This is a genomic window from Actinophytocola gossypii, from assembly GCF_025165815.1.
Classification (GTDB): domain Bacteria; phylum Actinomycetota; class Actinomycetes; order Mycobacteriales; family Pseudonocardiaceae; genus Actinophytocola; species Actinophytocola gossypii.
The window spans coordinates 353,987-378,412 of sequence record NZ_JAFFZE010000009.1 but is presented as its reverse complement, the minus strand read 5'-3'; the positions used below and the strand labels follow the sequence as shown (position 1 = coordinate 378,412).

Annotated in this window: 23 protein-coding genes; 9 read left to right on the top strand and 14 right to left on the bottom strand. The window is 71.3% G+C overall.

The genetic code is table 11. The annotated features are described in order from the left end of the window. Positions 1–1,584, bottom strand: coding sequence for an ABC transporter substrate-binding protein (locus JT362_RS10135; protein ID WP_260190835.1), 1,584 nt, complete (start codon positions 1,582–1,584; stop codon positions 1–3). Between the two features lie 176 nt (positions 1,585–1,760). Between JT362_RS10135 and JT362_RS10130 the strand changes: the two genes are divergently transcribed. Next, positions 1,761–3,413 carry a peroxidase family protein gene (locus JT362_RS10130; protein WP_260190834.1) on the top strand — a complete coding sequence of 551 codons (1,653 nt, stop codon included), beginning with the start codon at positions 1,761–1,763 and terminating at the stop codon, positions 3,411–3,413. A gap of 4 nt (positions 3,414–3,417) precedes the next feature. Here JT362_RS10130 and JT362_RS10125 read toward each other — a convergent pair whose 3' ends face one another. Beyond that, positions 3,418–4,230, bottom strand: a complete 813-nt coding sequence (locus JT362_RS10125) for an SAM-dependent methyltransferase (RefSeq protein WP_260190833.1) — start codon at positions 4,228–4,230, stop codon at positions 3,418–3,420. 217 nt (positions 4,231–4,447) lie between these two features. Between JT362_RS10125 and JT362_RS10120 the strand changes: the two genes are divergently transcribed. Next, positions 4,448–5,743: an AAA family ATPase gene (locus tag JT362_RS10120; protein WP_260190832.1), complete on the top strand. Its 1,296-nt coding sequence runs from the start codon at positions 4,448–4,450 to the stop codon at positions 5,741–5,743. Positions 5,744–5,816: 73 nt separating this feature from the next. Further along, positions 5,817–6,356 (top strand): RloB family protein, encoded by a 540-nt coding sequence (locus JT362_RS10115; RefSeq protein WP_260190831.1) that lies wholly within the window; start codon positions 5,817–5,819, stop codon positions 6,354–6,356. 16 nt (positions 6,357–6,372) lie between these two features. Here the strand turns inward: JT362_RS10115 and JT362_RS10110 are convergent, their stop codons facing one another. Then, complete coding sequence (locus tag JT362_RS10110) at positions 6,373–7,056, bottom strand: TetR/AcrR family transcriptional regulator (protein WP_260190830.1); 684 nt, start codon at positions 7,054–7,056, stop codon at positions 6,373–6,375. A gap of 30 nt (positions 7,057–7,086) precedes the next feature. Beyond that, positions 7,087–7,710: a TetR/AcrR family transcriptional regulator gene (locus JT362_RS10105; protein ID WP_260190829.1), complete on the bottom strand. Its 624-nt coding sequence runs from the start codon at positions 7,708–7,710 to the stop codon at positions 7,087–7,089. A 25-nt stretch (positions 7,711–7,735) separates the two neighbouring features. Here JT362_RS10105 and JT362_RS10100 point away from each other — a divergent pair, with 25 nt between their 5' ends. Beyond that, on the top strand, positions 7,736–8,398 hold the full coding sequence (locus tag JT362_RS10100; RefSeq protein WP_260190828.1) for a hypothetical protein: 663 nt from the start codon (positions 7,736–7,738) through the stop codon (positions 8,396–8,398). A gap of 3 nt (positions 8,399–8,401) precedes the next feature. On the opposite strand, the gene JT362_RS10095 is transcribed toward JT362_RS10100, so the two are convergent. Then, positions 8,402–8,656, bottom strand: a complete 255-nt coding sequence (locus JT362_RS10095; protein WP_260190827.1) for an amphi-Trp domain-containing protein — start codon at positions 8,654–8,656, stop codon at positions 8,402–8,404. Between the two features lie 102 nt (positions 8,657–8,758). Between JT362_RS10095 and JT362_RS10090 the strand changes: the two genes are divergently transcribed. Genes JT362_RS10090 through JT362_RS10070 form a run of 5 tightly spaced genes read left to right on the top strand, consistent with a single transcriptional unit; the run spans position 8,759 to position 15,390 of the window. Continuing rightward, positions 8,759–9,124: a hypothetical protein gene (locus JT362_RS10090; RefSeq protein WP_260190826.1), complete on the top strand. Its 366-nt coding sequence runs from the start codon at positions 8,759–8,761 to the stop codon at positions 9,122–9,124. A 7-nt stretch (positions 9,125–9,131) separates the two neighbouring features. After that, the gene (locus JT362_RS10085) at positions 9,132–9,605 is read left to right on the top strand and encodes a hypothetical protein (protein ID WP_260190825.1); all 474 of its coding nucleotides are present in this window, start codon (positions 9,132–9,134) and stop codon (positions 9,603–9,605) included. Positions 9,606–9,653: 48 nt separating this feature from the next. Continuing rightward, positions 9,654–14,129: a serine/threonine-protein kinase gene (locus JT362_RS10080; protein ID WP_260190824.1), complete on the top strand. Its 4,476-nt coding sequence runs from the start codon at positions 9,654–9,656 to the stop codon at positions 14,127–14,129. A 53-nt stretch (positions 14,130–14,182) separates the two neighbouring features. After that, positions 14,183–14,545 (top strand): hypothetical protein, encoded by a 363-nt coding sequence (locus tag JT362_RS10075; RefSeq protein WP_260190823.1) that lies wholly within the window; start codon positions 14,183–14,185, stop codon positions 14,543–14,545. 17 nt (positions 14,546–14,562) lie between these two features. Then, positions 14,563–15,390 (top strand): hypothetical protein, encoded by an 828-nt coding sequence (locus tag JT362_RS10070; protein ID WP_260190822.1) that lies wholly within the window; start codon positions 14,563–14,565, stop codon positions 15,388–15,390. Positions 15,391–15,399: 9 nt separating this feature from the next. Here JT362_RS10070 and JT362_RS10065 read toward each other — a convergent pair whose 3' ends face one another. From JT362_RS10065 to JT362_RS10025, 9 genes are all read right to left on the bottom strand, one after another. Continuing rightward, positions 15,400–15,579 carry a PIN domain-containing protein gene (locus tag JT362_RS10065; RefSeq protein ID WP_260190821.1) on the bottom strand — a complete coding sequence of 60 codons (180 nt, stop codon included), beginning with the start codon at positions 15,577–15,579 and terminating at the stop codon, positions 15,400–15,402. Between the two features lie 183 nt (positions 15,580–15,762). Then, a complete protein-coding gene (locus tag JT362_RS10060; RefSeq protein ID WP_260190820.1) occupies positions 15,763–16,566 on the bottom strand; it encodes an endonuclease/exonuclease/phosphatase family protein in 804 nt (267 codons plus the stop codon). A gap of 52 nt (positions 16,567–16,618) precedes the next feature. Beyond that, positions 16,619–17,635, bottom strand: coding sequence for an Lrp/AsnC family transcriptional regulator (locus tag JT362_RS10055; protein WP_260190819.1), 1,017 nt, complete (start codon positions 17,633–17,635; stop codon positions 16,619–16,621). After that, positions 17,632–18,519 (bottom strand): alpha/beta fold hydrolase, encoded by an 888-nt coding sequence (locus tag JT362_RS10050; RefSeq protein ID WP_260190818.1) that lies wholly within the window; start codon positions 18,517–18,519, stop codon positions 17,632–17,634. Before JT362_RS10050 ends, JT362_RS10055 begins: the two co-directional genes overlap by 4 nt. 14 nt (positions 18,520–18,533) lie before the next feature. Next, positions 18,534–19,712, bottom strand: coding sequence for a M24 family metallopeptidase (locus JT362_RS10045; protein ID WP_260190817.1), 1,179 nt, complete (start codon positions 19,710–19,712; stop codon positions 18,534–18,536). Further along, a complete protein-coding gene (locus tag JT362_RS10040) occupies positions 19,709–20,596 on the bottom strand; it encodes an ABC transporter permease (protein ID WP_260190816.1) in 888 nt (295 codons plus the stop codon). The genes JT362_RS10045 and JT362_RS10040 overlap by 4 nt, the downstream gene beginning before the upstream one ends. Continuing rightward, complete coding sequence (locus tag JT362_RS10035; protein WP_260190815.1) at positions 20,593–21,558, bottom strand: ABC transporter permease; 966 nt, start codon at positions 21,556–21,558, stop codon at positions 20,593–20,595. The genes JT362_RS10040 and JT362_RS10035 overlap by 4 nt, the downstream gene beginning before the upstream one ends. 16 nt (positions 21,559–21,574) lie before the next feature. Then, a complete protein-coding gene (locus tag JT362_RS10030; RefSeq protein ID WP_260190814.1) occupies positions 21,575–23,185 on the bottom strand; it encodes an ABC transporter substrate-binding protein in 1,611 nt (536 codons plus the stop codon). Further along, positions 23,186–24,394, bottom strand: a complete 1,209-nt coding sequence (locus tag JT362_RS10025) for a dipeptidase (RefSeq protein WP_260190813.1) — start codon at positions 24,392–24,394, stop codon at positions 23,186–23,188. Between the last annotated feature and the right edge of the window lie 32 nt (positions 24,395–24,426).

Genomic DNA, 24,426 nt, shown 5'->3' with positions numbered 1-24,426 from the left:
TCACCCGAGCATCCGGATCGAGCTGGGGCTGACACTGCCCTGGGTCAGCTCGAACTCGGCGCCGTTGCCGAACGTGGGCCGGCTGGAGTTCACGAACGGCACCACGTCGAGCTGCTCGTACAGGGCACGCTCGGCCGCGCCCCACTCCGCGCAGGACTCGGTTCCGGCGATCGCCGACGCCTTCCGCACGGCCGTCAGGTAGTCCTGGTTGTCGATGGCGGAGAAGTTCGAGCCCTCCGGCGGGACCGGGCCGGACAGGAACGGCACCGTTTGGCTCGGCAACGTCACGTTGAGCGGCACGAACGCGGCGTCCCACGGCAGCTGACCGCCGACGAGCTGGCCCATCTCCGCGTCGGTTCCGCCCTTGAGGGTGACGTCGACGCCGAGGTCGCCCCAGCGCTGCTGCGCCAGCTCGGCGCCGGCCTGCATGGTGGGGCCGAGCGTGGTCGGGTAGAACAGCGTCAGCTCCAGCCGGGTGCCGTCCTTGGTCCTGGTGCCGTCGGCGCCCTCGGTCCAGCCCGCCGCGTCGAGGGTTCGGGCGGCGGCGTCGAGGTCGTGGGCGGGCAGCGCGTCGCCGACGGTGTCCCCCTCGCACGGCCCGAACCCGGGCGGAACGAGCCCGGTGGCCCGCTCCCCGGTGCCCCCGCTGAGCACCTGCCCCAGCTCGCCGAGGTCGAGTGCCTGGGTGAGTGCGCGGCGCACGTCGTCGGCGGCGGCCGGCAGCCCGTCGCGCTGGTTGAACCACAGCTCCCCGACCAGGGCGAGCATGTCCCGCCGGAACAGGTCCCTGGCGCGCACGCGTTGCTGGTCCGGGCCGACGAACCCGGCGGCGTTGACGTCGCCGGACAGGAGCAGGCTCGCCGCCGTGGTCTCGTTGCCCACGATCCGGATGACCACCTGGTCGGGCAGACCGGGCTGGTCGGCGCGCCAGTCGCCCGGTCCCCAGGCGTAGTCCTCGCGGCGGGTCATCGTGTAGTGGTCGCCGGGGACGGCCTCGGTGAGGGTGAACATGCCGGTGCCGTCGGCGCCCTGTGCGAGGCGCTTGCGGTCGGCCATTCCCTTGGCGCACACGATGTGCAGACCGCCGACGTTGCGGGCGAGGAAGGAGTCCGGGGTCGGGGAGGTGACGGTGACCGTGCGGGCGGCGTCGTCGGCGGTCGCGGTGGCACCGGCCGGGACGAACACGCCCATCCGGGTGGACGCGTTCTCCGGGTCGCCGACGAACGTGATGTTCTCGGCGACCTGGGTGGCGGTCAGCTCGGTGCCGTCGCCGCAGGTGACGCCCTCGCGCAGGGTGAAGGTGGCCTCGGTGGTGGTGGCCTCCCACTCGGCCGCGAGGCCCGGCACCAGCTCGCCGTTCACGTCGATGTTGACCAGCGAGTCGTAGAGGAACCGGTCGACCTGCATGGTGGCCGACAGCGAGGTGAAGTGCGGGTCGAGGTTCCCCGGGTCGGTGCCGAGCACCATGGTGAAGGTCTGGCCGTCGACCAGGTTGCGGCCGCCCGCGGACCCGCCGGGGCCGCCGCAGGCGACGAGCGCCAACGCGAGCGCGCCGGTGGCCGCGATTCTCGGGAAGGTCTTCATCGTGCCTCCAAGAGCGGTCCCCTTGGAGGGGCAGCCTGCCCGCCGGAAGGGCGGGTTGTCTTGGTGCGATCGCACCAGGTGTGCGGGGTCGAGTAGTGCGATTCACCGATGCGCGTATCCCGGCGTGCGCTGCCGGCCTCTTGTTCGGGCATCGGTACCGAACTGGGGGTTTGGGCATGAGGAAGCACGGACAGCACACGTACTTCGTCGTCGGCGAGGGAGTGCTCGAGTTCGACCGCGGCGGGGAGGCGCGGACCCGGCCGCCGCTGGCCGACGAGGAGCTGCGGCGGTTCCGCTTCTCGCGGCTGGGGCCCAAGGGCGCGCGCACCGACGAGGCCACCCGGGTCGCGCTGACCGAGGCGATCACCGCGGGCGGCGCGCAGCCGGACTCGGACCCGCCGATCCCGGCCGGCTTCACCTACCTCGGCCAGTTCGTCGACCACGACCTGACGATGGACCGGACCGAGGCGCAGCTCGGCGATGACGTCAACCTCGGCGACCTGGTGCAGGGCCGGTCGCCCGCGCTGGACCTCGACTCGATGTACGGCCGGGGCCCGACCGATCCGCACGACCGAGCCTTCTACGCCGACGACGGCGCGTCGCTCAAGGTCGGCCGCACGTCGGCGACGACGTTCCCGGACGACGGGGTGAACGTCGAGTTGGAGGGCTTCGACCTGCCGAGAGTCGGCGGCTCGGGCGGCACGATGGCCGACCGCCGCCGGCCGCTGATCCCGGACCTGCGCAACGACGAGAACCTGGCCGTCGCGCAGACCCACCTGGCGTTCATCCGGTTCCACAACCGGGTCGTCGACGAGCTCGCGATGCGGGGCCTGTACGGGCGCAGGCTGTTCACCGTCGCGCGGGAGCGGGTGGTGCGGCACTACCAGTGGATGCTGCGCACGGACTTCCTGCCGCGCATCGTCGACCCGGCGATCGTCGACGACGTGTTCCGGTGCGGGCGCCGGTTCTTCGAGACGTCCCGGCGGGGGCACCACGGGCAGCCGCCGACCATGCCGCTGGAGTTCGCGGTCGGCGCCTACCGGCTCGGCCACAGCATGGTCCGCGGCGGCTACGAGTGGAACCGGGTGTTCACCAGCTCCGGCCCAGGCGCCGCCGCGACGCTGTTCCAGCTGTTCGTGTTCACCGGGGTCGCCGGCAACTTCGATCCCGAGGCGACGCTGCCGGATCTCGACGACCCGAACTCGGGCACGGTGCTCACGTTGCCGACGAACTGGATCGCCGACTTCCGGCGGTTGTTCGACTTCACCGAGGCGGGCCGCCCGGACCTCGCGGCCCCCACCGGTGGCGGCAACGTGACCAAGCGGATCGACACGTTCATGGTCGACCCGCTGGCCGAGCTGCCGGCCGGCACGTTCGGCGGCCGGGGCACCGAGGTGCCGGCGATCCACCGCAACCTGGCGTTCCGCAACCTGACCAGGGGCAGCATGGTGAACCTGGCCAGCGGGCGGCAGCTGGCGAAGTTCCTCGAGATCGAGCCACTGACCGAGGAGCAGATCCTGGCCGGCAGCCAGGGCTCGACCCTGGAAGGACTGACCGACGAGCAACGCGCCGAGGTGGCCGAGGCGACCCCGCTGTGGTTCTACGTGCTGCGCGAGGCCGAGTTCAACGGCGGCCGGCTCGGCCCGGTCGGTGGGCGGGTCGTGGCCGAGGTGTTCCACCGTGCCATGGAGGGCAGCCGCACGTCGATCGTGCGCGAGCCGTGGTGGCGGCCGTCGCTCGGCCCGGACCGGCGGACGTTCCGGATGACCGACCTGCTGCTGTACGCGTTCGAGGGCAAGGCGGACCTGCTCAACCCGCTCGGCGACTGAGAGGTCAGGGTTTGCGCCCCACGCCGGCGTAGAGCCCGTCCTGCTCGACGATGGTGTCCTCGTCGTCGGTTGGCCGTTCCGGTCGCCACTGGGAGGTGGTGACCAGGCCGGGCTCGACGAGTTCGAAGTCGCCGAACAGCCGGAGGACCTCCTCGCGGCTGCGCGCGCGGATGTTGTTCTGCGACTGCTTCATCTCGTTGCTCAGCTTGTCGCCGTCGAAGATGTCGAAGTCGTTGGTGAAGTGGGTGATCGCGAGGAAGCTGCCCGGGGCGAGCGCGTCCCGATAGGTGTCGAAGACGCCGAACGGGTCCTGCTCGTCGAGGATGTAGTGCCCGATGGTGACGGCGAGCAGGCCCACCGGTTGGTCGAAGTCGAGCAGCCGGCGGGTCTGCGCGTCGTTCAGCACGAGGCCGGGCTTGGCGACGTCGGCGTGCACCATGGCGGCGTTGTCGCTGCCCTCGAGCAGGAGCTGGCTGTGCGCCACCGCGACGTTCTCGATGTCGACGTAGACCACGCGGGCGTCCGGGTCGGCCTCCTGCGCGATCTCGTGCACGTTGCCCACGGTCGGGATGCCGGAGCCGAGGTCGAGGAACTGCCGGATCCCCTGCTCCATCATGAAGAGGACCGCGCGCCGCATGAAGGCCCGGTTGTTCACCGCGACCCGCTTGGCCTCCGGCTGCATCTTCATCAACTTCTCGGCGAACGCCCGGTCGACGGCGAAGTTGTGGTTCCCCCCGAGCAGGTAGTCGTAGAGCCGAGCCGCACTCGGCTTCTCGAAGTCGACCGACGTCGGTACCCAGTTGGTCTGCTGTGTCACCGTTCATCTCCCGTGCCGGACTCGTGACCGCGACCCCGCGACCCTACTGATCCCGGACCACCCAGCGGGGAGGGTTCACCCAGATGTCCTAGCGCCCTGCGAGCGCACCCCCGGATGACGGAGCGAGCGGCGTGGCGACGAACAGCGCTAGATTGTCGTAGGATTTCGACGAAATCGAGGTTGTACGCGCTCCCTGGACGCCGAGAGAGGACCTGCGGTGCTGATCCGGTTCGAAGTATCGAACTTCCGTTCGATACTTCACCCCGTCGAGTTGTCGATGGTCGCCGTCGACCGCGACCGCGCGGAGGCGCGCCCCGCACCCAACCTGAACGCGAGCCTGCTCACGGTCTCGGCCATCTACGGGCCGAACGCCTCCGGCAAGTCCAACATCATCGCCGCACTGGGCTGGCTCCAGTTCGCCGTGCTCGACTCACTTCGGTTCTGGGAGGACGGGATACCGCTCGAACCGTTCGCGTTCACCGACGACCCGGACCGTCCGGCCGAGTTCACCATCGAGTCCGTCGTCGGAGGCGTGCGCTTCGAGTACGTCCTCGAACTGAACCGGGACAGGGTTCACTACGAGGGCCTGTTCCATTATCCGGAAAGGAAGCGACGGCGGATCTTCGAACGCGAGGGGAACGAGCTCACGCTGCAGCGCGGACTCGGACAGCTGTCAGGCGCCCGAGAGCTCCTGACCAGCACGACGCTCGCCTTGTCCGCGGCCCGCCGGTTCAACGAGCCACACGTCTCCGGCTTCACCCGCGACCTGCTGAACACACAGGTGTTGGGGGCGCCGGTGACAAGTAGTCACTGGCGGAGGCGTCGACCCCGGTTCGCGCAGACTCGTCATTGGTTCGAGGATCCCGTGGACGATGGCCAAACACCGCTGCCCGGGTTCGGGGATCTGCTGTCACCGACGCAGGAGGATCGCACGAGGGCCTTGGCCCTGCTTCGTATAGCCGACCTCGGCATCGACGACGTGCTGATCGACGACGAACCCATCGATCTCCAGGGCGTCGAGAGGGACTCTCCCCCGCCGCGTATGCGACGCAGGGTACGCCTCGTGCATCGAAGCGGCCACGAACGGCTACCACTCGACTTCTCAGCCGAATCGGAGGGAACGCGTACCTGGTTCGCGCTGATCGCGCCGGTGCTGACCGCGCTCAAGAACGGCTCCCGCGTGCTGTTCGACGAACTGGACGCCAGCCTGCACCCCACCTTGTCCGCGCAACTGATCCGCCTGTTCCAGGATCCCGTGACCAACCCGGAGGGCGCCCAGCTGATCTTCACCTCGCACGACACCAGCCTGCTCGGCCAACTCAACCGTGACGAGGTCTGGCTGACGGAGAAACTGGACGACGGATCGACCCGCCTCGGCGCCCTCGCCGAGTTCGCCGGAGAACGGGTGCGGAAGTCGCAGAATCTGGAGAAGGCATACCTGCACGGGCGGTTCGGCGCGTTGCCGGACGTCGACCGGACGGAAATGCTGCGCGCGCTCGGCCTGATCGGCTGACTCGATGGGAGCAAGAAGGACGCGCGCGAAGGACCTCCGCCGGAGGACCGCGACCAGGCCGGAACGCAAGACCGTGGTGGTGTTCTGCGAAGGCGAGGCATCCGAACCCGACTATCTCAGGGCCTTGAAGCGGTTGCCGAGTGTCCGCGACAACACCTCGATCAATGTCGAGATCGCGCCGGAGCAGGGAGTGCCGCTGACACTGGTGCGGTGCGCGATCGACCGCAGCAATGATGACGAGGTCGACGAGTGCTGGTGTGTTTTCGACGTGGAATGGCCCAAACAGCACCCGAACCTGATGCGGGCGATCCGCCTGGCGCAGGAGCACGGTATCCGGCTCGCCATCTCGAATCCGTGCTTCGAGTTGTGGCTCATCCTGCATCTCGAGGACCAGACCGCCTTTCTCGACACAGCCGCGGCCGAACGGTTGAGCCGAAAGCTCGACGGACGTTCCGGCAAGCGGATCGACGGCGACAGGTACGTGTGCCTGCGTGACACCGCGAAGGAGCGCGCCGCCCGGCTGGCCCGCCGCCACGAGCGGAACGGAACCGCCTTTCCCCAGGACAACCCCGCGTCGTCGATGCACGAACTCCTCGCCGCGATCGAGCCGTAACCCCGACCAGCGCCGGTCAGCCGGCGGCGGCGATGCGGTCCAGCCACTCCGACATCAGGTCGCGTTCGCGGGTGGTGAGGGCGTCGGTGTCGGGGAGGACGGCGCGTAGGGCGACGGCGGCCGGGGCCGGGCCGTGGTCGGACTCCGGGGTCGGGTCGGTGGTGATCCTGGCGATGACGGCCTCGCGGGCGATCGTGGACAGGGTCGGGTCGCGTTGGTCCTCGGGGAGGGAGATCAGGGTCAGGGTGACGCCGCGGCCGCCGGCGTGGGCCAGGTGCGCGGCCTGCTCTTCGGGGACACGCAGGCGGCCGGCGGCGGCGATGCGGTGGATCAACCCGGCCAGGATCGCGGACGCCTGGCGGGCGGCGGGCGGCTCTACGCCGGGCCGCTGGTCGCCGTAGGTCAGGGTGTAGAGGGCCGGGTTGGTGAGGCCGAACTCGACGTGCAGGTCCCAGCCGCGGCGGAGGTCGGCCACCGGGTCGTCGGTGGGGGGTTGCGCGGTCTTGGACCGCAGGTACGCCTCGAAACCGTGGGTCGCCACGGCGTCGAGCAGGCCCTGCTTGTCGCCGAAGATGCGGTAGATCGCGGGAGCCTGCACGCCGGCGGCGGCGCTCACCGCGCGGGTCGACACCGCGTCGCGGCCGCCCTCGCCGAGGAGGGCGATCGCCGCCTCGATGATGCGCTCGCGGTTGTTCGTCACGTTAGCAACGGTAACAGGAGCTCGATAACGCTAGGCGAGAAGTTCCCTGGCCAGGGCCTCGGCCCACCACCGTTCCACCCTCGCCGGTGACCAGGCCCGTTCCTCGACGAGGACCGTGTACACGTCCACGTTGCACAGGGCCGCGTAGATGTCGACCGCCGTCGGCACGTCCACGCCCGGCCGGAGCACACCCGGCGGCCAGGACGTGAAGACCTCGACCCGGGTCCGGTCGCCGCCGGCTCGACCGTCGCGGTACGCCGCGGCCAGGGCCGGCTCGGTGCGGGCCGCGTCGCGGACCAGGGCGAGCACGTCGGCCGCCCGCTCGAACAGGCGGCGGTCGTAGCCGGCCATCGCGGCCAGTTGGGCGGGCGGGTCCGGAGCGGTCTCCAGGTCGGCGAGCAGCCTGGGCAGGTCGGCGTCCAGATCGGCGGACTCGGCCAGCGCTCCCGCCAGACCCGCCTTGTTCCGGTACGCCGCGTAGACCGTCGGCACCGACACGCCCGCCTCGCGCGCCACGTCCCGCACGGTGGTCGCGCCCCACCCCTTGGCCACGAACAGCCGCCGGGCGGCGCGGGCGATCTCGGCGCGGGTCTCGTGCGCCTGGGTCGTCCGGCGCAGCGAGTCGTACCGGCGCCGGCCGGCGTCGTCACTCATGGTTTCCGTCCATTATATTGAATATATGACGCGTAAACTCAACTTCGCACGGACCGGTGGCCTGGCCGCCATCGGCTTCGCGGTCCTGATCGTCCTCGCCAACCTCGTCCTGGTCCCGGCCGGGCTGCCGCTCACCGGCGCGGAAACCGGTGACGTGGTCGCGTTCTTCACCGCACACGCCGGCATCACCGGCATCGGGACGGCGGTCATCCCGCTCGCGTGGGTACTGGCGACGGTGTTCGGCGCGGCGGCGGTCGCGGTGCTGTGGCCGGCCGAGCGGGAGCGCGGCGACGCCTGGTCGCTGGTCGGGTTCGCCGGGCTGCTCCTGCAGAACGCCACGTTCGCCTCGGTCGTCGCGATCCGGCTCGCGCTCGGGCTGGACCCGGACGCGCCGCTGTGGCCGCTGCACGACGCGTTGTTCACCCTCAACGGCACGTTCCTCGCGCTCGCGCTGACCGGGCTGTCCCTCGCCGGCAGGCGGACGGGACTCCTCGCCGCCTGGCACGGCCGGCTCGGCCTGGTCGCCGCCGCGCTGCTGTTCGCCTCGGCCACCCTCACGCCACTGGTGATCGAGGCCGAGGGTCCGCTCGGGCTCCTCGGCCTCGCCGGCTGGCTCCTCTGGGTGGGCTGGCTGGTCGGCTACGGCGTCACGCTGCTCCGGCTCCCCGGGCAGCGTGACCGGCGTTAGCCGTCAGACGACCGCTTCGCCGTCGGAGTCGTCGGAGTCGTCGAGCTTCCACTTGAGCTGGAACTCGATCTCCTCCTCGTCGTCCCCGCGCTCGTGCTCGATGGAGAACTGCGCCCGGGCCGGGACCCGGAAGCGCTCGCCGGCGATCTGGATGCGGAAGGACGACTCGGACTCCAGCGCGTCCGCCAGCCTGCGCAGCTTGGCGACGACGTCCTCGGTCGAGTAGATGCGTTCGATGTCTCGTGGTGCCTTTGCCATGGCGGTCATTCAACCGGTTGCCGGAACCTTCCGGTCACCGGGCCGGCGCTTTCTCCGGATCATTGGCGGGGCAAGGAAATCCCGCCTCTGACAGGAGCCGACATGCACGAGCCGCTACCGATCCCCGGGCGGAACAGAACGCTGCCGCTGGCGCTCGTCGTCGCGGTGCTCGCCGCCGCGACGATCCTGTTCGGCGTGCTGTTCGTCCTGGCCGACGGCGAGACCGAGCGGCTCGACCGCGAACTGGCCGGGACCGAGCGCGAGCTCGCCGACCAGGACGCGCGAATCGGCACCGCCCGGTCCGCCGTGGCCGACCTGGACGCCGAGCACACCGACCTCGCGGCCGAGGTGGTCACGCTCCGCGCCTGCGCCGGCCCGGCCGAACGGACCGTCCGGGCGGCCCGCACCCGCGACGACGCCGCGCTCGACGCCGCCGTCGACCAACTGCTCACGAACTGCAGGAGGTAGGCCGACCATGACCAGCTCGCTCACCGGACCGACCGACAAGTTCTCCTTTCCCGACCCCGCGCACCGGCCATGGACGCCGCCCCCGCCCGCCGGACCCGCACCCATCGGAACGCCCATCGGGGCAGGCGGGCCGCCGGCGCCGATGGGCCCGCGCAGAAGCGGAGTGGTGCTGACGGTGGTCGCCGTCGTACTCGTCCTGACCGCCGGGACGTTCGCCGGTCTCTACCTCGCGACCAGCGGCGAGCACGACGACCTCGCCGACCGACTCGACGACCGGCGCACCGAACTCGCCGACCGCACCGACCGGGCGACCACGACCGAGCGGGAACGGGACCGGGCCGAGGACCGCAACAGCGACCTGCGGGTCACCCGGGACGCGCTCGCGACCTGCGTGGACGCGGTCCAGCACTACCTGTGGGACGGCCTCACCGGCTCCGCCCGGGACGCGGCGATCTCCGCGATGTTCACCGCATGTGAATAATCTTCTCCTGGCCGTAGGCTGATCGCGGACGTGACTGGGGAGTGGTTCATGAGTGACGCGGTGTCGGAGGTCTCGGCGTCGGAAACGCCGGACGAAGCGGAGATGTTCGGTCCGTACCGCGTCGAGGAGTTGCTCGGCCGAGGCGGCATGGGCGAGGTGCACCGCGCCTACGACACCGTGCACGAACGGTACGTCGCGCTCAAGCGGCTGCCGGCCACCGCCGACGAGGAGTACCGCGCCCGCTTCCGCCGCGAGGCGCGGATCGTCGCCGGGCTGAACGCGCCGCACGTCGTGCCGATCCACGCCCACGGCCAGATCGACGACCGGCTGTACCTGGACATGCGGCTCGTCGACGGCCAGGACCTCAAACAGCTGCTCGCCGACGGGCCGTTGGATCCCTTACGCACCAACGAGATCCTCACCCAGGTCGCCGCCGCGCTGGACGCCGCGCACGCCAACGGGGTGCTGCACCGGGACGTGAAACCGGCGAACATCCTCGTCGACGCGGACGGCACCGCCTACCTCGCGGACTTCGGCATCGCCCGGTCGGTCGCCCCGGATGTCACCAAGCTGACCCAGACCGGCGAGTACATCGGCACCCTCGACTACATGGCGCCGGAACGCCTGGTGCGCGGCGAGGTCGACGCCGCGTCCGACGTCTACTCGTTGGCCTGCGTGCTGTTCCAGTGCCTGACCGGCCGGGTGCCCTTTCCCGCCCCGGACACCCCGAGCAAGCTCACCGCGCAGCTCAACGACCCACCGCCCGCGCCGTCACTGTTCGACCGCCGGATCCCGCCGGCGATGGACCTGGTCGTGCGCACCGGCATGGACAAGGACCCGAGGCGCCGCTACCCCAGCGCGGGCGAGCTGATGGCGGCCGCCGCCGCGGTCACCGCCGACGCCCGGGCCGCTGCCGTGGTGGACCTGCCGACCGGCGGCGACCCCGGCCAGACCTACTTCGTCCGACTGCTGGCCACCGTCGGCGGGCCGGAGCCGACCGTCCCGGTGGCGGGAGCGGACGACGCCGACGACGCGGTCACCAGGCCCGTGCGCGAGCGCTGCCCCTACCCCGGCCTGCAGAGCTTCGGCACCGGCGACAGCGAGTGGTTCTTCGGCCGTGAGCAGGCCGTGCGCGAGCTGCTGGCCCGGCTCGCCCGCCAGCGCGCCGACTCCGGGCCGCTGCTCGTGGTCGGCGCGTCCGGCGCCGGCAAGTCCTCGCTGCTGCACGCCGGCCTGCTCGCCGCGCACGCCAGGCACAGCCCGTCCGCCCCTCGGCTCGCGCTGACCCCCGGCGAGCGGCCGATCGGCACGCTCGCCGCGCGCCTGGCCGCACTCACCCGCGCCGACGCGCACCACCTCGCCCGGCAGCTGTACCACCAGCCGGCGACGTTCGGCGAGCTGTGCCGCGCCGCCGCCGCCCGGGCGGACGCCCCGCTGGTGATCGCGGTGGACCAGCTGGAGGAGCTGTTCACCCAGACCACCGATCCGCGCGAGCGGGAGGCGTTCGCCATCGCCCTCGCCAGCGCGTGGCCGGCCAGGGTCGTGCTCGCGGTGCGCGCGGACTTCGTCGAGCACTGCATCACGCTCGACCCGCTCAAGCCGTCGCTCGCCGCGCCGTACGTGCTCGGCCCGCTCACCGCGGCCGAGCTCACCCAGGTCGTCACCAAACCGGCCGAGGCGGCGGGGCTCGTCCTTGAGCCCGGTCTGGCCGACCGGCTGATCGCCGACGTGCTGAGCGGCGGCTCCGGCCGCGACCCCGGTGCGCTGCCCCGCCTCGCGCACGCGCTGCGCGAGACCTGGCACAACCGCTCCGGCAACGTACTGACCCTCACCGGCTACCAGGCCACCGGCGGCGTCGACCGGGCCGTGGCGCTCACCGCCGACGGTGTGTTCACCCGCCTCGCCGAGCCCGAACAGCGCGCGCTGCGGGCCGCGCTGCTGCGCATGGTCACCCTGCTCGACGGCGGCGGCATCGCACGCCGCCGGGCGCACCGCGCCGAGATCCCCGCGCCGTTGCTGGAGCGGCTGGTGGCCACGCGCCTGGTCACCGTCGACGGCTCCAGCGTCGCGCTGTCGCACGACTCGCTGCTCACCGCATGGCCCCGGCTGCGCGAGTGGGTGGCCGAGGACCGGCAGGGCCTGCTCATCCGCCAGCAGCTCGACGAGGCAGCGGCGGGCTGGCGGGCCCGCGGGGAGGACCGGGCCGACCTGTACCGGGGCGCGCGGCTGGCCGCGGCGCTCGACTGGGCGACCGGGCGGGCCGACCTCACCCCCGACGAGTGGGCGTTCCTGCGGGCCAGCGAACGCGACCGGCGGCGCACCACGCGGCGGCTGCGCGGCCTGGCCGTCGGACTGGCCAGCCTGCTGGTGATCGCCCTGGTCGCCGGGTTCGTCGCGGTCCTGGCCCGCGAGGAGGCCGAGCGGGCGGCCGCGGTCTCGCTGTCCAGGCAGCTCGCGGCGGAGTCACTGGAGGAGGGCGACGTCGACCCGGTCGACGCCATCCGCAAGGCGCTCCAAGGCTGGCGAACGAGCCGAACCCCGGAGGCACGCGGCGCGCTGCTGTCCGCGCCGATGCTGAGCTACCCTGCCGGTTTCGCCACCGGCGTGAACGATCTGTCCGCCGCCGACGTCAGCCCGGACGGCTCGCTGGTCGCGGTCGGCGGCCTCGGCGAGGTGGTGGTGTGGGACGTCGAGGCGGCCGAGCCGCTCGACGTGGACGTCACCGGCGCCGGGATCGTCACCGCCGTGCGGTTCTCCCCGGACGGCTCGCTGCTCGCTGTGTCCTCGATCGACTCGGAGGGCGACGGCACCGGGATCCGGGTGTGGGAAGTACCGGACGGCACGCTGGTGCGGCAGCTCTCCGAGGCGAATATCGCGCTCGGGCCGATCGCGTGGCGCCCCGACGGGAACGCGATCGCGGCGCCGTCGGTGCGGGCGGACAGCACCGCGTGGGTCGGCGAGTGGGACCCGAGGACCGGCAACCTGATCCGGTGGGTCGCCGACCGCGCCCAGGACACCACCGGCCTCGCCTACGGGGTCGACGGCGACCGGCTCGCGGTCGGGCACAGCGACGGCAGCGTCGAGCTGTGGGAGCCGTCGACCGGCAGGCGGATCAGCAGCAGCTACGCCCACCGGGACAACTCCGTGCACGACTCGACGCCGGTGCAGGTGGCGATGACCCACGACCTGATGGCCACGGCGAGCGTGTCGGACAACCTGATCCGGTTCTGGAACCCGCGGACCGGCGCGCCGGTGCGGGAGATGCCGGACATCACCCGGCACTCCACCGACGCCGCGCAGGGCCCGACGTCGATCGCGTTCTCCGCCGACGGGTCGCTGTTCTACACCAACAGCGACACCAGCACGCTGAGTGTGTGGGACCCGCTCAGCGGCAGCTACCTCGGCGGGCTCCCGCACGGCCCGCGCGCCGGCACCTCGGTGGGTCGCACGGTCCTCGCGGTCGCCGAGTCCGGGGACGGCCGCACCAGGATCGCGGCGACCAGCGACGGCACCGTGCTGCGCTGGTCCAGCCGGTCCGGCTGGCACACCGAGCCGCTCGGCGCGGTCACCGGGCTCGACTTCCACCCGGACGGCGGGCGGCTCACCGCGGGCGATGCCGAGGGCGCGCTGTACACGTGGGACGTGACCACCGGCGAGGAGACCGGTGACGACGGGGACCGGGTCGAGGGCGGCGCGTTCGCCGTCCGCTACGCCGAGGACGGGACCAGGGTCACCGCCTCGCGCAACGCGGTCATCACCGTGACCCCGCCGGACGGCGAGGAGCGGACCATCGCCCTCGACGGCCGGCAGTTCCACGGTCTGCTGGCGGTGTCCCCGGACGGCCGCTGGCTCGTCGCCGCGCACCGCGAGCCGATCATCTCCGGCGACACGGACGCCGACCACCGGATCACCGCCTGGGACCTGGGAACGGGGTCCGAGCGCGCGGAGCTGGAGCTGGGTGAGGAGAACCCGTTCGAGCTGGCCTTCTCCCCCGGCGGCGACACGCTGCTGGTGATCACCGGCTCCGGGGGCGAGTCGGCCGCGAACATGGTGACCTGGCCGGTACCGTCGTTCACCGGCGACCAGCGCCACCAGCTCGGCGACGAGTCGCTGACCACCGCGGTCTACACGCCGAACGGCCACACGCTGGTCACCGCCGGCACCGGCGGGATGCTCCAGATCCGTGACGCCACCACCGGTGCGCTGCGCGCCGAGTTCGGCCGGCACCCGGCGGTCGTGCGGCAGCTCGCGATCTCCCCCGACGGGCGAACGCTGGCGACCGTGACGCTGGAGGACTCGTTCATCCGGCTGTGGGACCTGCGGAACCGGGAGCTGCTGGCGGTCCTGGACGGGCACGCCGCGTCGCCCAACCACATCGAGTTCTCCCCCGACGGGCGCCGGCTGGCCTCCGCCGGCACCGACACCGACGTCGCCGTGTGGTTCGTCGAGCCGGAGGACGCGGTGGAGCGGCTGTGCGCGAACCTCGCCGACGCGGCCGTCGACGACCTGGACGAGCTCTGCTGACGCCGGAAGTTTCCTCCCCCGGTGCAGGAGGTCGACCTCCTACCGTCCTGGACATGACGTTCTCATCGGCTTCCCGCCGGTACGGCACGCTGACGCTGGCGCTGCTCGCGCTCGTCACGGCGGCCAACGGGCTGGCGCTCGTGCTGAACATCGACGGGTGGGTGCGGCGGGCGAGCGGCCCCGGCTCGGTCGGCGAGGCGGTGCTGAACCCGGCGTCGGTCGGCACCGCGCTGTCGGTGGTGGCGCTGGTGGGCATCGTCGGCACGTGGCTGCGCCGGACCTGGGGACCGCCGCTGTACTTCGCTACCCAGACGATCGGTTTCGTGCTCCACCTCGTCGTCGGGGCGGGGTTGGTCGGCGCGGTGCCGCTGGCGCTGGCCGGCCTGCTGTGGTGGTCCGCGGGGCGGCCGAGGTGACTACGCTGAAGGTGACCATGGGGGGTCGAATGCAGGTGATGGTGCGCGGAACCGATCTGCACCCGGTGCTGCTGCGGTCCGGCGAGCGGCTGGTGTTCGGCCGCGACCCGCACACCGCGTACCCGCCGGGCGGGGGCCGGGTGGCCGTGCGGCTGCCGAGCAGCGCGCGGCACGTGTCGGGTGCGCTGGCGGAGCTGGTGGTCGGCGAGGAGGCGGCGACCCTGCGGTGGCTGGGCGCCAACGAGGGCCGGCTGTCGAGTCTGCTCGACGCGCCGGGCGGGGCGCGGCGGGTGACGCTGGTGCGCGAGATGTCGGCGATGCTGGACCAGGGGAAGAACGAGCTGGTGGTGCTGGCCGGCAAGCAGGTCGGTGCCGAGCTGTTCACCGACCTGCTGCTGACCTTCACCGTGACCCCGGCCCCGGCGTCCGACGAGCCGGACCTGCCGGGCCGGCGGGACACCGACCTCAAGCCGCACATCCGCAAGGGCCAGCTGACCAGGCACTCGAAGGAGTGGTACGTCGCCCTGGCGCTCGCCGAACCCTGGCTCGTCGGCGACGACGACTCCCCGTTCCCGCCGACGAACCGCCGGATCTACGAACGCATCCGCGACTGGCGCGCCGGCCACGCCTGGAACCTGGACCGCCCCCAACGCGTCGACGACGCGATCCGCGTGGTGTCCCAGATAGCCTTCGGCGAACTCGCCGACCCCTACGCCGAGGCGAGAACGGGCCGCATCCAGAACCCGAGGTTCGCCGTCGGCAAACGCATCGCCGAATACCGCCTCGTCACCGCCGACGACCTCGCCGAGGTCCACCAGTCGGCGAAGGACGCCCGCCCGCACTGAGCGAACACGTCAACGACCGGGTGCCGAGCAGCGCAGCCCGTTGTGCTCGCCGGCATCCATCATGCGCTTGTCGTAGGTGATCAGCAGGTCCGCGTCGAGCAGCATCGCGGAAGCGACGTGGATGGCGTCGAGTGAGCGCGGTCCGTTCGGATCGATCCGCTTACCGAGGTTGACGACCTCGTCTGCCATCGGGTGTTGCAACGCCGGACATGGCCTTGTCGACGATGTCCGCTGAAGCGGCGTACCCGATGCCGAACCGTGCCCGAACAGCCCTGTTGACCTCGATCGACGCCAACTGACACGACATCAATGTGGCTTGCGCGTTCACGAAGGCACGCATGCTACCAGGATCGGCACCCTCAGCTGGTCGGGTCAGCGGGTGCGCCAGACCAGGAGGGTGGCCAGGACCGGGCGGTGGTCGCTGGACGCGGTCGGCAGGACGCGGTTGTACAGGGGCAGCGCGTCGCGGGTCAGCACGTAGTCGATGCGGGAGACCGGGTCCTCCACTGGGTAGGTGGCGCCGCGGCCCCGGTCGCTCAGCAACGCGGTCAAGGTCTTGATCTCCGGCGCGTCGGGGGTGGCGTTCAGGTCGCCGGTCAGCACCACCGGCTCGCGGGACGTGCGTACCGCGTCGGCGACCACCTCGGCCTGGAGCTGCCGCGACTCCGCGTTGTTGTGCTGGAAGTGGGTCGTCATCGCGCGTACGTGGACGCCGGCCACGTTCACCACCGCCTCGAGCAGGCCGCGCTGCTCCTCCCCCGGCCTGGCCATCGGCAGCGGCGTGTTCCGCCACTTCAGAATCGGGTACCGGGACAGGATCGCGGTGCCGTACTGGCGGCGCGGCTCCCCGGCCGCCGGGGGCTCCTCGTCCAGGTTCGCGCCGTAGACCACGTGCATTCCGAGGCGGCGGGCCAGTTCCGCCGGCTGGTCGGCCCAGTGGCTGCGCTCGCCCCAGTGCCGGTCCACCTCCTGCATGCCGATCACGTCGGCGCGGGTGCGACGGATCTCGGCGGCCAGCCGGTCGAGGTCGGTCACCCCGTCGGGACCGGCGGCGTGGTGGATGTTGAACGACAGCACGGTCAACGGGCGCACCACCGGCACCGTCGCGGACGCGGGAACGGTCAGGCCCGCCATCGCGAGCACGGCCAGGAGCAGCACGAACAGGGATCTACGCATGGCGGTGATGCAAGCACGTCAAGGTGACGCGCGGGGAAAGCCAGGGGGAAGGCTAGGACGCGCCGCGGTCCAGCAGCACGGCCGACAGCTCGGCGCGGTGCTCGGCCAACTGGTCGCGCCACCACGGGGTCTCCACGAAACCCCGCTTGAGCGTCAGCAGCTCCACCGACGCGCTCCAGCCGACCACACCCGACAGCGTGGCCAGCGTGGACGTGGTGAACTCGAACAGCCCACGCGTCGAGTCCGCGATCACCTCGCACAGCAGCGCGTTCCCGTCCAGCGTGGCGCCGAGGAAGCGCACCGCGCGGTGCCGGGTGAGGGCGGCGGCGACCTCGGCGAGCTTCGCCGGCTCGACGGTGACCCACAGCAGGGTCTCCGCCTCCAGGCCGAGCACCGGCGCGGGCACGATGGTGAACACCGAAGCGCAGCCGTCGCCGATCATCCGCTCGAACCGGCGGCGGACCGTGCTCTCGTTGAGGTCCAGGGCACCGGCGATGGTCTTGAAGCTCGCCCGGCCGTCGTCGCGCAGCAGGTCCAGGATGGCCCAGTCGACCTTGTCCAGGTGCTGCGGCGCGCACAGCGCCACCTCGACCGGGCCAGGCTCCTGGTCCTCGAGCAGCTGCTTGTACCAGTCGTGCGAGACCTTGTAGACGTGCAGCAGCAGGTCGCTGTACCAGCGCTGCACGCCGTCGATCTGCTGGAGTTCCAGCATGGTCTTCGGGTACCGGGTCGGGCCGGAGGTCACCACCAGCTCGATCGCGATGTCGTAGGTGCCGGTGATCAGCGACGCCCACCGCACGTCGTCCCGGGCGACGAGCTGTTCGGCGACGTCGAGCTGGGTGCCGGGGCGGCAGCCGATCCGGGTGAAGAACGTCTCCACCGGACCGGTGCTGCCCAGGTTCGGCAGGACCGCGACCTTCAGCAGGTTGTCGGCCATCAGCTGCTGGACGCGCCGGGCCACCGTCGGCACCGAGGTGTCGCACACGGCGGCGATCGACGTCCAGCTGGCCCGGCCGTCGCCCTGCAGCGCGACGATGATCTGCCGGTCGAGATCGTCGAGCGGTCTCACCGAACGGGGCAGACTTCCGCCAGGAACTCGCGCACCACCTTCGTCCACGCCTCCGCCTCCTCGATCTGCGGCGAGTGGCCCGACTTCTCGAACACCACCAGTCGCGAGCCGGGGATCAGCCTAGCGATCGTCTCGCTGCACTCCACCGGCGTGATCCAGTCGGTGCGGCCGACCGTGATCAGCGTGGGCGCGGTGACCTTCGGCAGCACGGGCTTGAGGTCGTAGTTCGGGATGTTCACCTGGAACGCGTGGTTGTGCGCCCGGTACCGGTACGGCGTGGCCTCGACCTTGCGCTCCACCGCGTCCGGGTCGTAGTGGTAGTCGTACAGCGGCAGGATCTCCCGCCAGCAGTCGCGCAGGTCGTCGTCGTCGCGGACGGTGCCGGCGAAGATCCGGTCCAGCTTCTCCCGGTCGATCTCCACCCGCGACGACGCCAGCGCGTTGGCCAGCGCCTTCTCCTCGTGCGAGTTGTCCGGCGAGGTGTCGCGCAGCACGAGCGCCCGCACCCGTTCGGGGTAGCGGGTGGCGTACTCCATCGCCATGAACCCGCCGTAGGAGCCGCCGGCCATGATCACCTGCTCGGCGCCGATCCACTCGCGCAGCCCGTCGATGTCGGCGGCCCACTGCTCGTGGCTGAACGATCCGTTGCCCTCGCTCTGCCCGGAGCCGCGCGCGTCGAACACCACCACCCGATAGGTGTCGGCGAGCCGACCGAAGCTGGCCCTCGGCTCGGCGCGCGAACCGAGGCCCGGTGCGCCGTGGTGCGCGATCAGCACCGGCGCGCCCTCCGGGCCGAGCACCTCGACCGCGAGCCGGTTGCCGTTGATCTCCACCATGTCCGCCTGCGTCTCCGCGGCCGCGAACTCGGGCGACACGTTCGACATCGAACCTCCTTGACTCATACCGGGATCACACAGTCCTCGATGGACCGGGGAAAGGACGTCAGCGGGCGGGAGCCGGTCTCGGTGACCAGCATGCTGTCGGAGATCCGGTAGCCCGCGTGGCCCGGCACGTAGACCCCCGGCTCGTTGGACACGATCATGCCGGGCTCCAGCACGGTGTCGTCCCCGTCCTCCAGCCACGGCGGCTCGTGCATGCCGAGGCCGATGCCGTGGCCCTGCCGGTGCCGCAGGTAGCCGCCGAGCCCGGCGTCCCGGATCACCGCGAGGCACGCCGCGTTGGCCGCGCGGCACTCCGCGCCCGGCCGGATCGCCTCGCCGCCGACCTGCTGCGCGAGCCGCACGGCCTCGTGGAAGTGGCGCTGCTCGGCGGTGGGTTCGCCGAGGACGAACGTCCGCTCCCCCTCGACGAACCGTCCGCCGACCGCGCAGCCGAGCGAGAGCATGAACGTGTCGCCGGGCCGCAGCCGGTAGCCGGACGGCAGCCCGTGCGGGTAGGCGGAGTTCGGGCCGGCGTAGACCAGCCCGCCGGCCAGCATCGACACCACCACGACGTCGGTGTGCTCGGCGTACATGGTGCCGGTGCCGACCCGGGTGACGTGCGCGGCCAGTTCGGCCTCGCTGGGCAGCTCGCCCCCGGTCGCGAGCGCGTCGGTCACCAGCCGCACGCCCTCGGTGAGCATCACGTCGGTGATGCGGGCGGCCTCCGCGTGCAGTACGACCTCGTCGGGATCCTTGACGTAGCGGCACCTCGTGACCAGTTCGGTGGCCACCAGCTCCACGTCGGACAGGGCGGACGCGGCGGCGGTGAGTCGCTGGTGGGTGATCGACGTGGTGTGCCCGGCCCGCCGTCTGCCCGGCCCGAGCACGCGGCCGAGCGCGGCGAACGGCGGCACCACGCCCGGGTACTCCGGGTAGGACACCAGGTCGGCCGCCGCGTGCTGGGCCTCGGCGTGCTCGCGTTCCAGCTCGGGCAGCAGCAACAGGCAGCGACCGTCGGTGTCCAGCCACACCGCGACCGGGCGCTCGCACGGGTGGTGGAAGAACCCGGTCAGGTACGCGACGTCCTCCGGGTCGTCGGTGAGCACGGCGTCCAGGCCGGACTCGACGGCCAGCGCCCGCACCCGGTCCTGGGTGGACCGGAAGAAGGACGGGCCGAGCCGTTGCGAGAAGGTCATCGGGCTCCCTTGTCGTGCCGGGGGTTGCGGGCGTCGTTGTAGGCGGTGGAGAGCATCGTCGCGGCGAGCACCAGCAGGAAGATCGCCAGCGACGGGAACAGCGGCAGCCACCAGGCGGTGGACATCGCACCCGCCTGCTGGGCCTCGTAGAGGATGCGGCCCCACGACCAGGTGTTCGGGTCGCCGAGGCCGAGGAACGCCAGCCCGGCCGCCGACAGCACCGCGCGGGAGGCGGTGAGCACCACCGACACCAGGATCAGCGGCAGCACGGCCGGCACCACGTGCCGGGTGATGATCCAGACCGGGCTGCTGGTCATCAGCCGGGCGGCGTCCACGTAGGGCATCCGGACCACCGCGAGCGCCTGCGAGCGCACCACCCGGGTGACCTCCGGCCAGGAGAACGCGGCGATCACCAGGATGATCGTCATCGTGCTCGGCCCGACGAGCGCGGCGACCAGGATCATCAGCGGCAGGATCGGCAGCGACAGCGTCAGGTCGACGACCACACCGACCACCGTGTCCAGCCGGCGGAAGTACGCGCCGACGACCGCGAGCAGCGTGCCGACGACGATCGCGATCAGCGACGCCGCGGCGGCGGTCAGCAGGCTCTGCTGGGCGCCCCAGACGACCTCGGCGAACACGTCCAGGCCGAGGCTGTCGGTGCCGAACCAGTGCTCGCCGGACGGCGGCGCGAGCACCTGGTCGCCGTACCCGACCGGGTAGTCGGCGAGCAGCGGCGCCGCCACCGCGACGAACACCAGCACCACGAGCACACCGAGCGCGAGCAGCCCGAGCGGCTCCCGCCGGAACCGCCGCCAGGTACCGCGCTTCACCGCCGGCGGCACGTCCTCCGTGGACACCGGGGTCTGCTCAACCGTGGTCATGAGGCCGCCTTCACACGTGGGTCGAGCACGCCGTAGACGATGTCGGTCACCATGTTCGCCACCACCACGGTCGCCGCCAGCAACAGGAACGCCCCCTGCAGCACCGGGAAGTCCAGCTGCGTGACCGCCTCGTAGATGCCGCGCCCGATGCCCGGGTAGGCGTAGACGGTCTCGATCAGCACCGCGCCGCCGACCACGAAGCCGAGCTGGAGCCCGACCAGCGTGGTGGTCGGCAACAGGGCGTTGCGCAGCGCGTGCTTCCACAGCACCCGCCGGGCCGGCATCCCGTTCGCTCGGGCGAGGACCACGTAGTCCTCGCCGAGCGAGTCGATCAGCGTGGAGCGCATGGTGAGCACGTACGCGCCGAGCTGGGCCAGCACCAGCGACAGGCACGGCAGCACGAGGTGCGCGAGCACGCTCAGGTACCACTCGCCGCCGTAGGTGCCGTCGGTGTAGGCGCCGCCGATCGGGAACCAGCCCAGCCGCAGGCCGAGCACGTACAGCAGCAGGATCCCGAGGCTCGGCACGAACAGCGACTGGCCGGTGACCGCGACCACCTGCACGATCCGGTCCCAGACGCCACCCGCCCTGGACGCGGCGAGCACGCCGAGCGGGATGCCGAGGATCACCGTCACCAGCAGCGACGAGCCGGCCAGCAGGAGCGTCCACGGGAGACGGTCCATGAGGACGGTCGTCACCTCGCTGTTCTGGGTGAACGAGATCCCGAGGTTGCCCTGCAGCAGCTCGCCGATGTACTTGACGTACTGCACCGGCAGCGGCTGGTCGAGCCCGAACTCGGCGAGCAGGTTGGCCCGGGTCTCGTCGGTCATGTTCGTGCTCGCCAGCGCCAGCGCCGGGTCGCCCGGCAGCAGGCGCAGGAGCAGGAACGTGACCGTCACGGCGAACCAGATGGTGGCCACGCCCCGGCCGACCCGCTTGAGCACGAACAGGAACAACGACATCCGGGCGCTCCCCCGCCTACTCGGACCTGGTCGCCGAGGCGACCGAGATCGGGTTGACGATGGACAACAGCTCGCTGGGCTTGACGACGAACCCGCTCCACTCCGCGCGGTGCGCCACGAACAGGTTCTGGGTGTAGATGATGTTGTCGTACACGTTGTCCCGCACCAGCTTCGCGGCCTCCTGCAGGATCGGGACCTGCTGCTCGCGGTCGAAGGTCACCCTGGCCTGCTGGATCAGCGCGGTCAGGTCCGGATCGTCCACGTAGGAGTAGTTGATCGCACCGCCGGGCAGGTAGGTCAGCGCCATGTTGGTCGCCGGGTCGTCCATGATCGCGAAGTTGCCGGCGTAGATGTCGAAGTCGCCCTCGTCGGTCTTGGCCAGGTAGGTGTTGCGCTCCAGGCCCTGCAGCTCGATCGTGATGCCGGCCTTCGCGGCGCCGTTCTTGACCAGGGTGGCCCACTGGGTGGTCACCGGGTCCTGCAGCGAGTAGATGAGCCGGAACGTCAGCGGGAACCTGCCCGAGGCGTCGGCGGTGTACCCGGCGCCGGTGAGCAGGTCGCGCGACGTGTCCGGGTCGAACTCGTACTCCTCGATGGAGGGGTCGTGGAACTCCTCCAGGACCGGCATCAGCGGGCTGGAACCGGTGGAGACGGCCTGGTCCTGCAGTACGACGCGCCGGATGGCCTCGTAGTCGACCGCGTGCGCGAGCGCGAGCCGGACGTCCTTCTTCGCCAGGTCGGGCTGGTTCATGTTGTAGGTCATGTGCGCGTAGCCGAGACCGGGGACCTCCTGGACCTCGATGCCCGGCGCGTTGCGCAGCTGCTCGACCTGCGCGGGCGGCAGCGCGTTCGCGATCACGTCCACGTCGCCGTTCTGCAGGCTGAGGATCTCGGTGTTCACGTCCGGGTAGACCCGGTAGACCACCTTGGCCGCCTTGGGCTTGCCGCCGTCGACCAGCGGGTAGTCGTCGATCCGCTCGAGGGTGTAGCTCTGCCCGCGCTGGACGTCGGTGAGCACGTACGGCCCGGCGCTGACCCAGCCGCCGTTCGAGCCGTCGTTGGCGAACTCGGCCACCGAGCCGGCCGGCTCGAACACGTGCTTGGGCACGACGTTGCCCCAGAACCCGATCTCCGGGACGATCGACGCGTCCGGCTCGGTGAGCTTGACCTCGACGCGGGTGTCGGACACCGCCTTCGCGGACTCGAAGTTGGTGAGCTGCCCGTAGAGCGTGCCGGACGGCTTGTCCCGCTTGACCGCGTTCAGCGTCCAGGCGACGTCCTCGGCGGTCAGCGGCTTCCCGTCCGACCAGGTCATGCCGGAGCGGATCTCGTAGAAGCCGGTGGTGTCGTCGACGTAGCCCCAGTCCTCGGCGAGCTCCGGCTCCTTGGCGCCGTCCGGCCCGATCGAGAGCAGGTGCGGGTACATCAGGTTGGTGATCCAGTAGTCGCTGCGGCTGTTGCCGACCAGCGGGTTGTAGTTCACCACGTCGGTGGTGGTGGCGATGGTCAGCGTGGCGTCGGTGACCTCCTGGCCGCCACCCGCGGCCGGCGGCTCCGGCGCGCACGCGGCACCGACCGCGAGCGCGCCGGCGACCGCCGTCGCGGCGATGATCCGGGGAGTGCGCATCTAGACCCAGACCTCCTTGAGGACTCGTACCGTGTTGCCCCCGATGACCTTGCGGATCTCGTCGTCGCTGTAGTCGTGCTTGACGAGCCAGCCGATGATGTTGTGGAAGCCCTCCGCCGGGTTCTCCAGACCGTCCACATAGGGCACCTTGTCGTACTCGACGCCGGCGTGCGCCTGGCCGAGCGACAGGTTGGCGGCGAACGTGTCGTGCAGGCCGACGTGGTCGCCGAACAGCGTGTCCGGGCCGAAGCTCACGTGGTCGATGCCGACCAGGTCCACGCAGTAGGTGAAGTGGTCCATCACGGACTCCAGCGAGTGCCGTGGGTGCGCCTTGGACAGCGTGGTGTGCGGCGCCGCCTCGATGCCGATCACGCCGCCGCGCTCGGCACAGGCCTTGATCGTCTCGTCGTCCTTCATCCGGTTGGTCGGCCAGACGGTTCGCGACCCCGCGTGGGTGATGAACACCGGCGTGCGGGACTTGCGGATCACGTCCAGGCCGGTGCGGTCGCCGCTGTGCGAGATGTCGATCGCGATGCCGAGCTTGTTCATCCGCTCGACGGCCCGGTCGCCGAGGTAGGTCAGGCCGCCGTCGCCGCGCTCCTTGAGGCCGCTGCCGAGCAGGTTGGCCTCGGAGTAGGCGATGCCCATCTGCCGCACGCCGAACCCGTAGAGCACGTCCAGCCGGTCGATCTCGTTCTCGATCGGGGTGGCCGCCTCGAGCGCGAAGACGTGCGCGACCCGGCCGGTGGCCGCGGCGTGCTCGATGTCGGCGAGGGTCTCGGCCTTGATCACGAAGTCCTGGTGGGCCAGGTCGGCCATCCGCACGCCGAGGTCGAACAGCACGTCCTGGTACTTCCAGCCCGCGTCGGAGCTGATGCAGCAGGTGCCGTCCATGCCGTTGTCGAACACGGCGGTGAGCCCGGAGCGGGCGAGCCCGGCGTAGCCCGTGGGCTCGCGGCCCTGGCGGATGTGCTCCCGCAGGTCGGTCATGTCCTCGGGGAAGACCTGCACGTGCTCGTGCAGGGAGATGACCGTCTCCTCGCGGAGCAGGCGCTTGGTGCGCTCGTCCTGTTCGGCGGTCAGCTCGAGGCCCTGGTAGGCGGGCACCCGGCCGATCTGCTCGGCGTAGGCGAACTCCCGGTAGTCCTTCCCGGCCTCCAGGTAGTCGTAGGCGGTGTAGCCGGTGTAGCGGGAAGCGGGCTCGAGCACGCTGCCTCCAGTCTGGTTGCTGTGGACAGTTG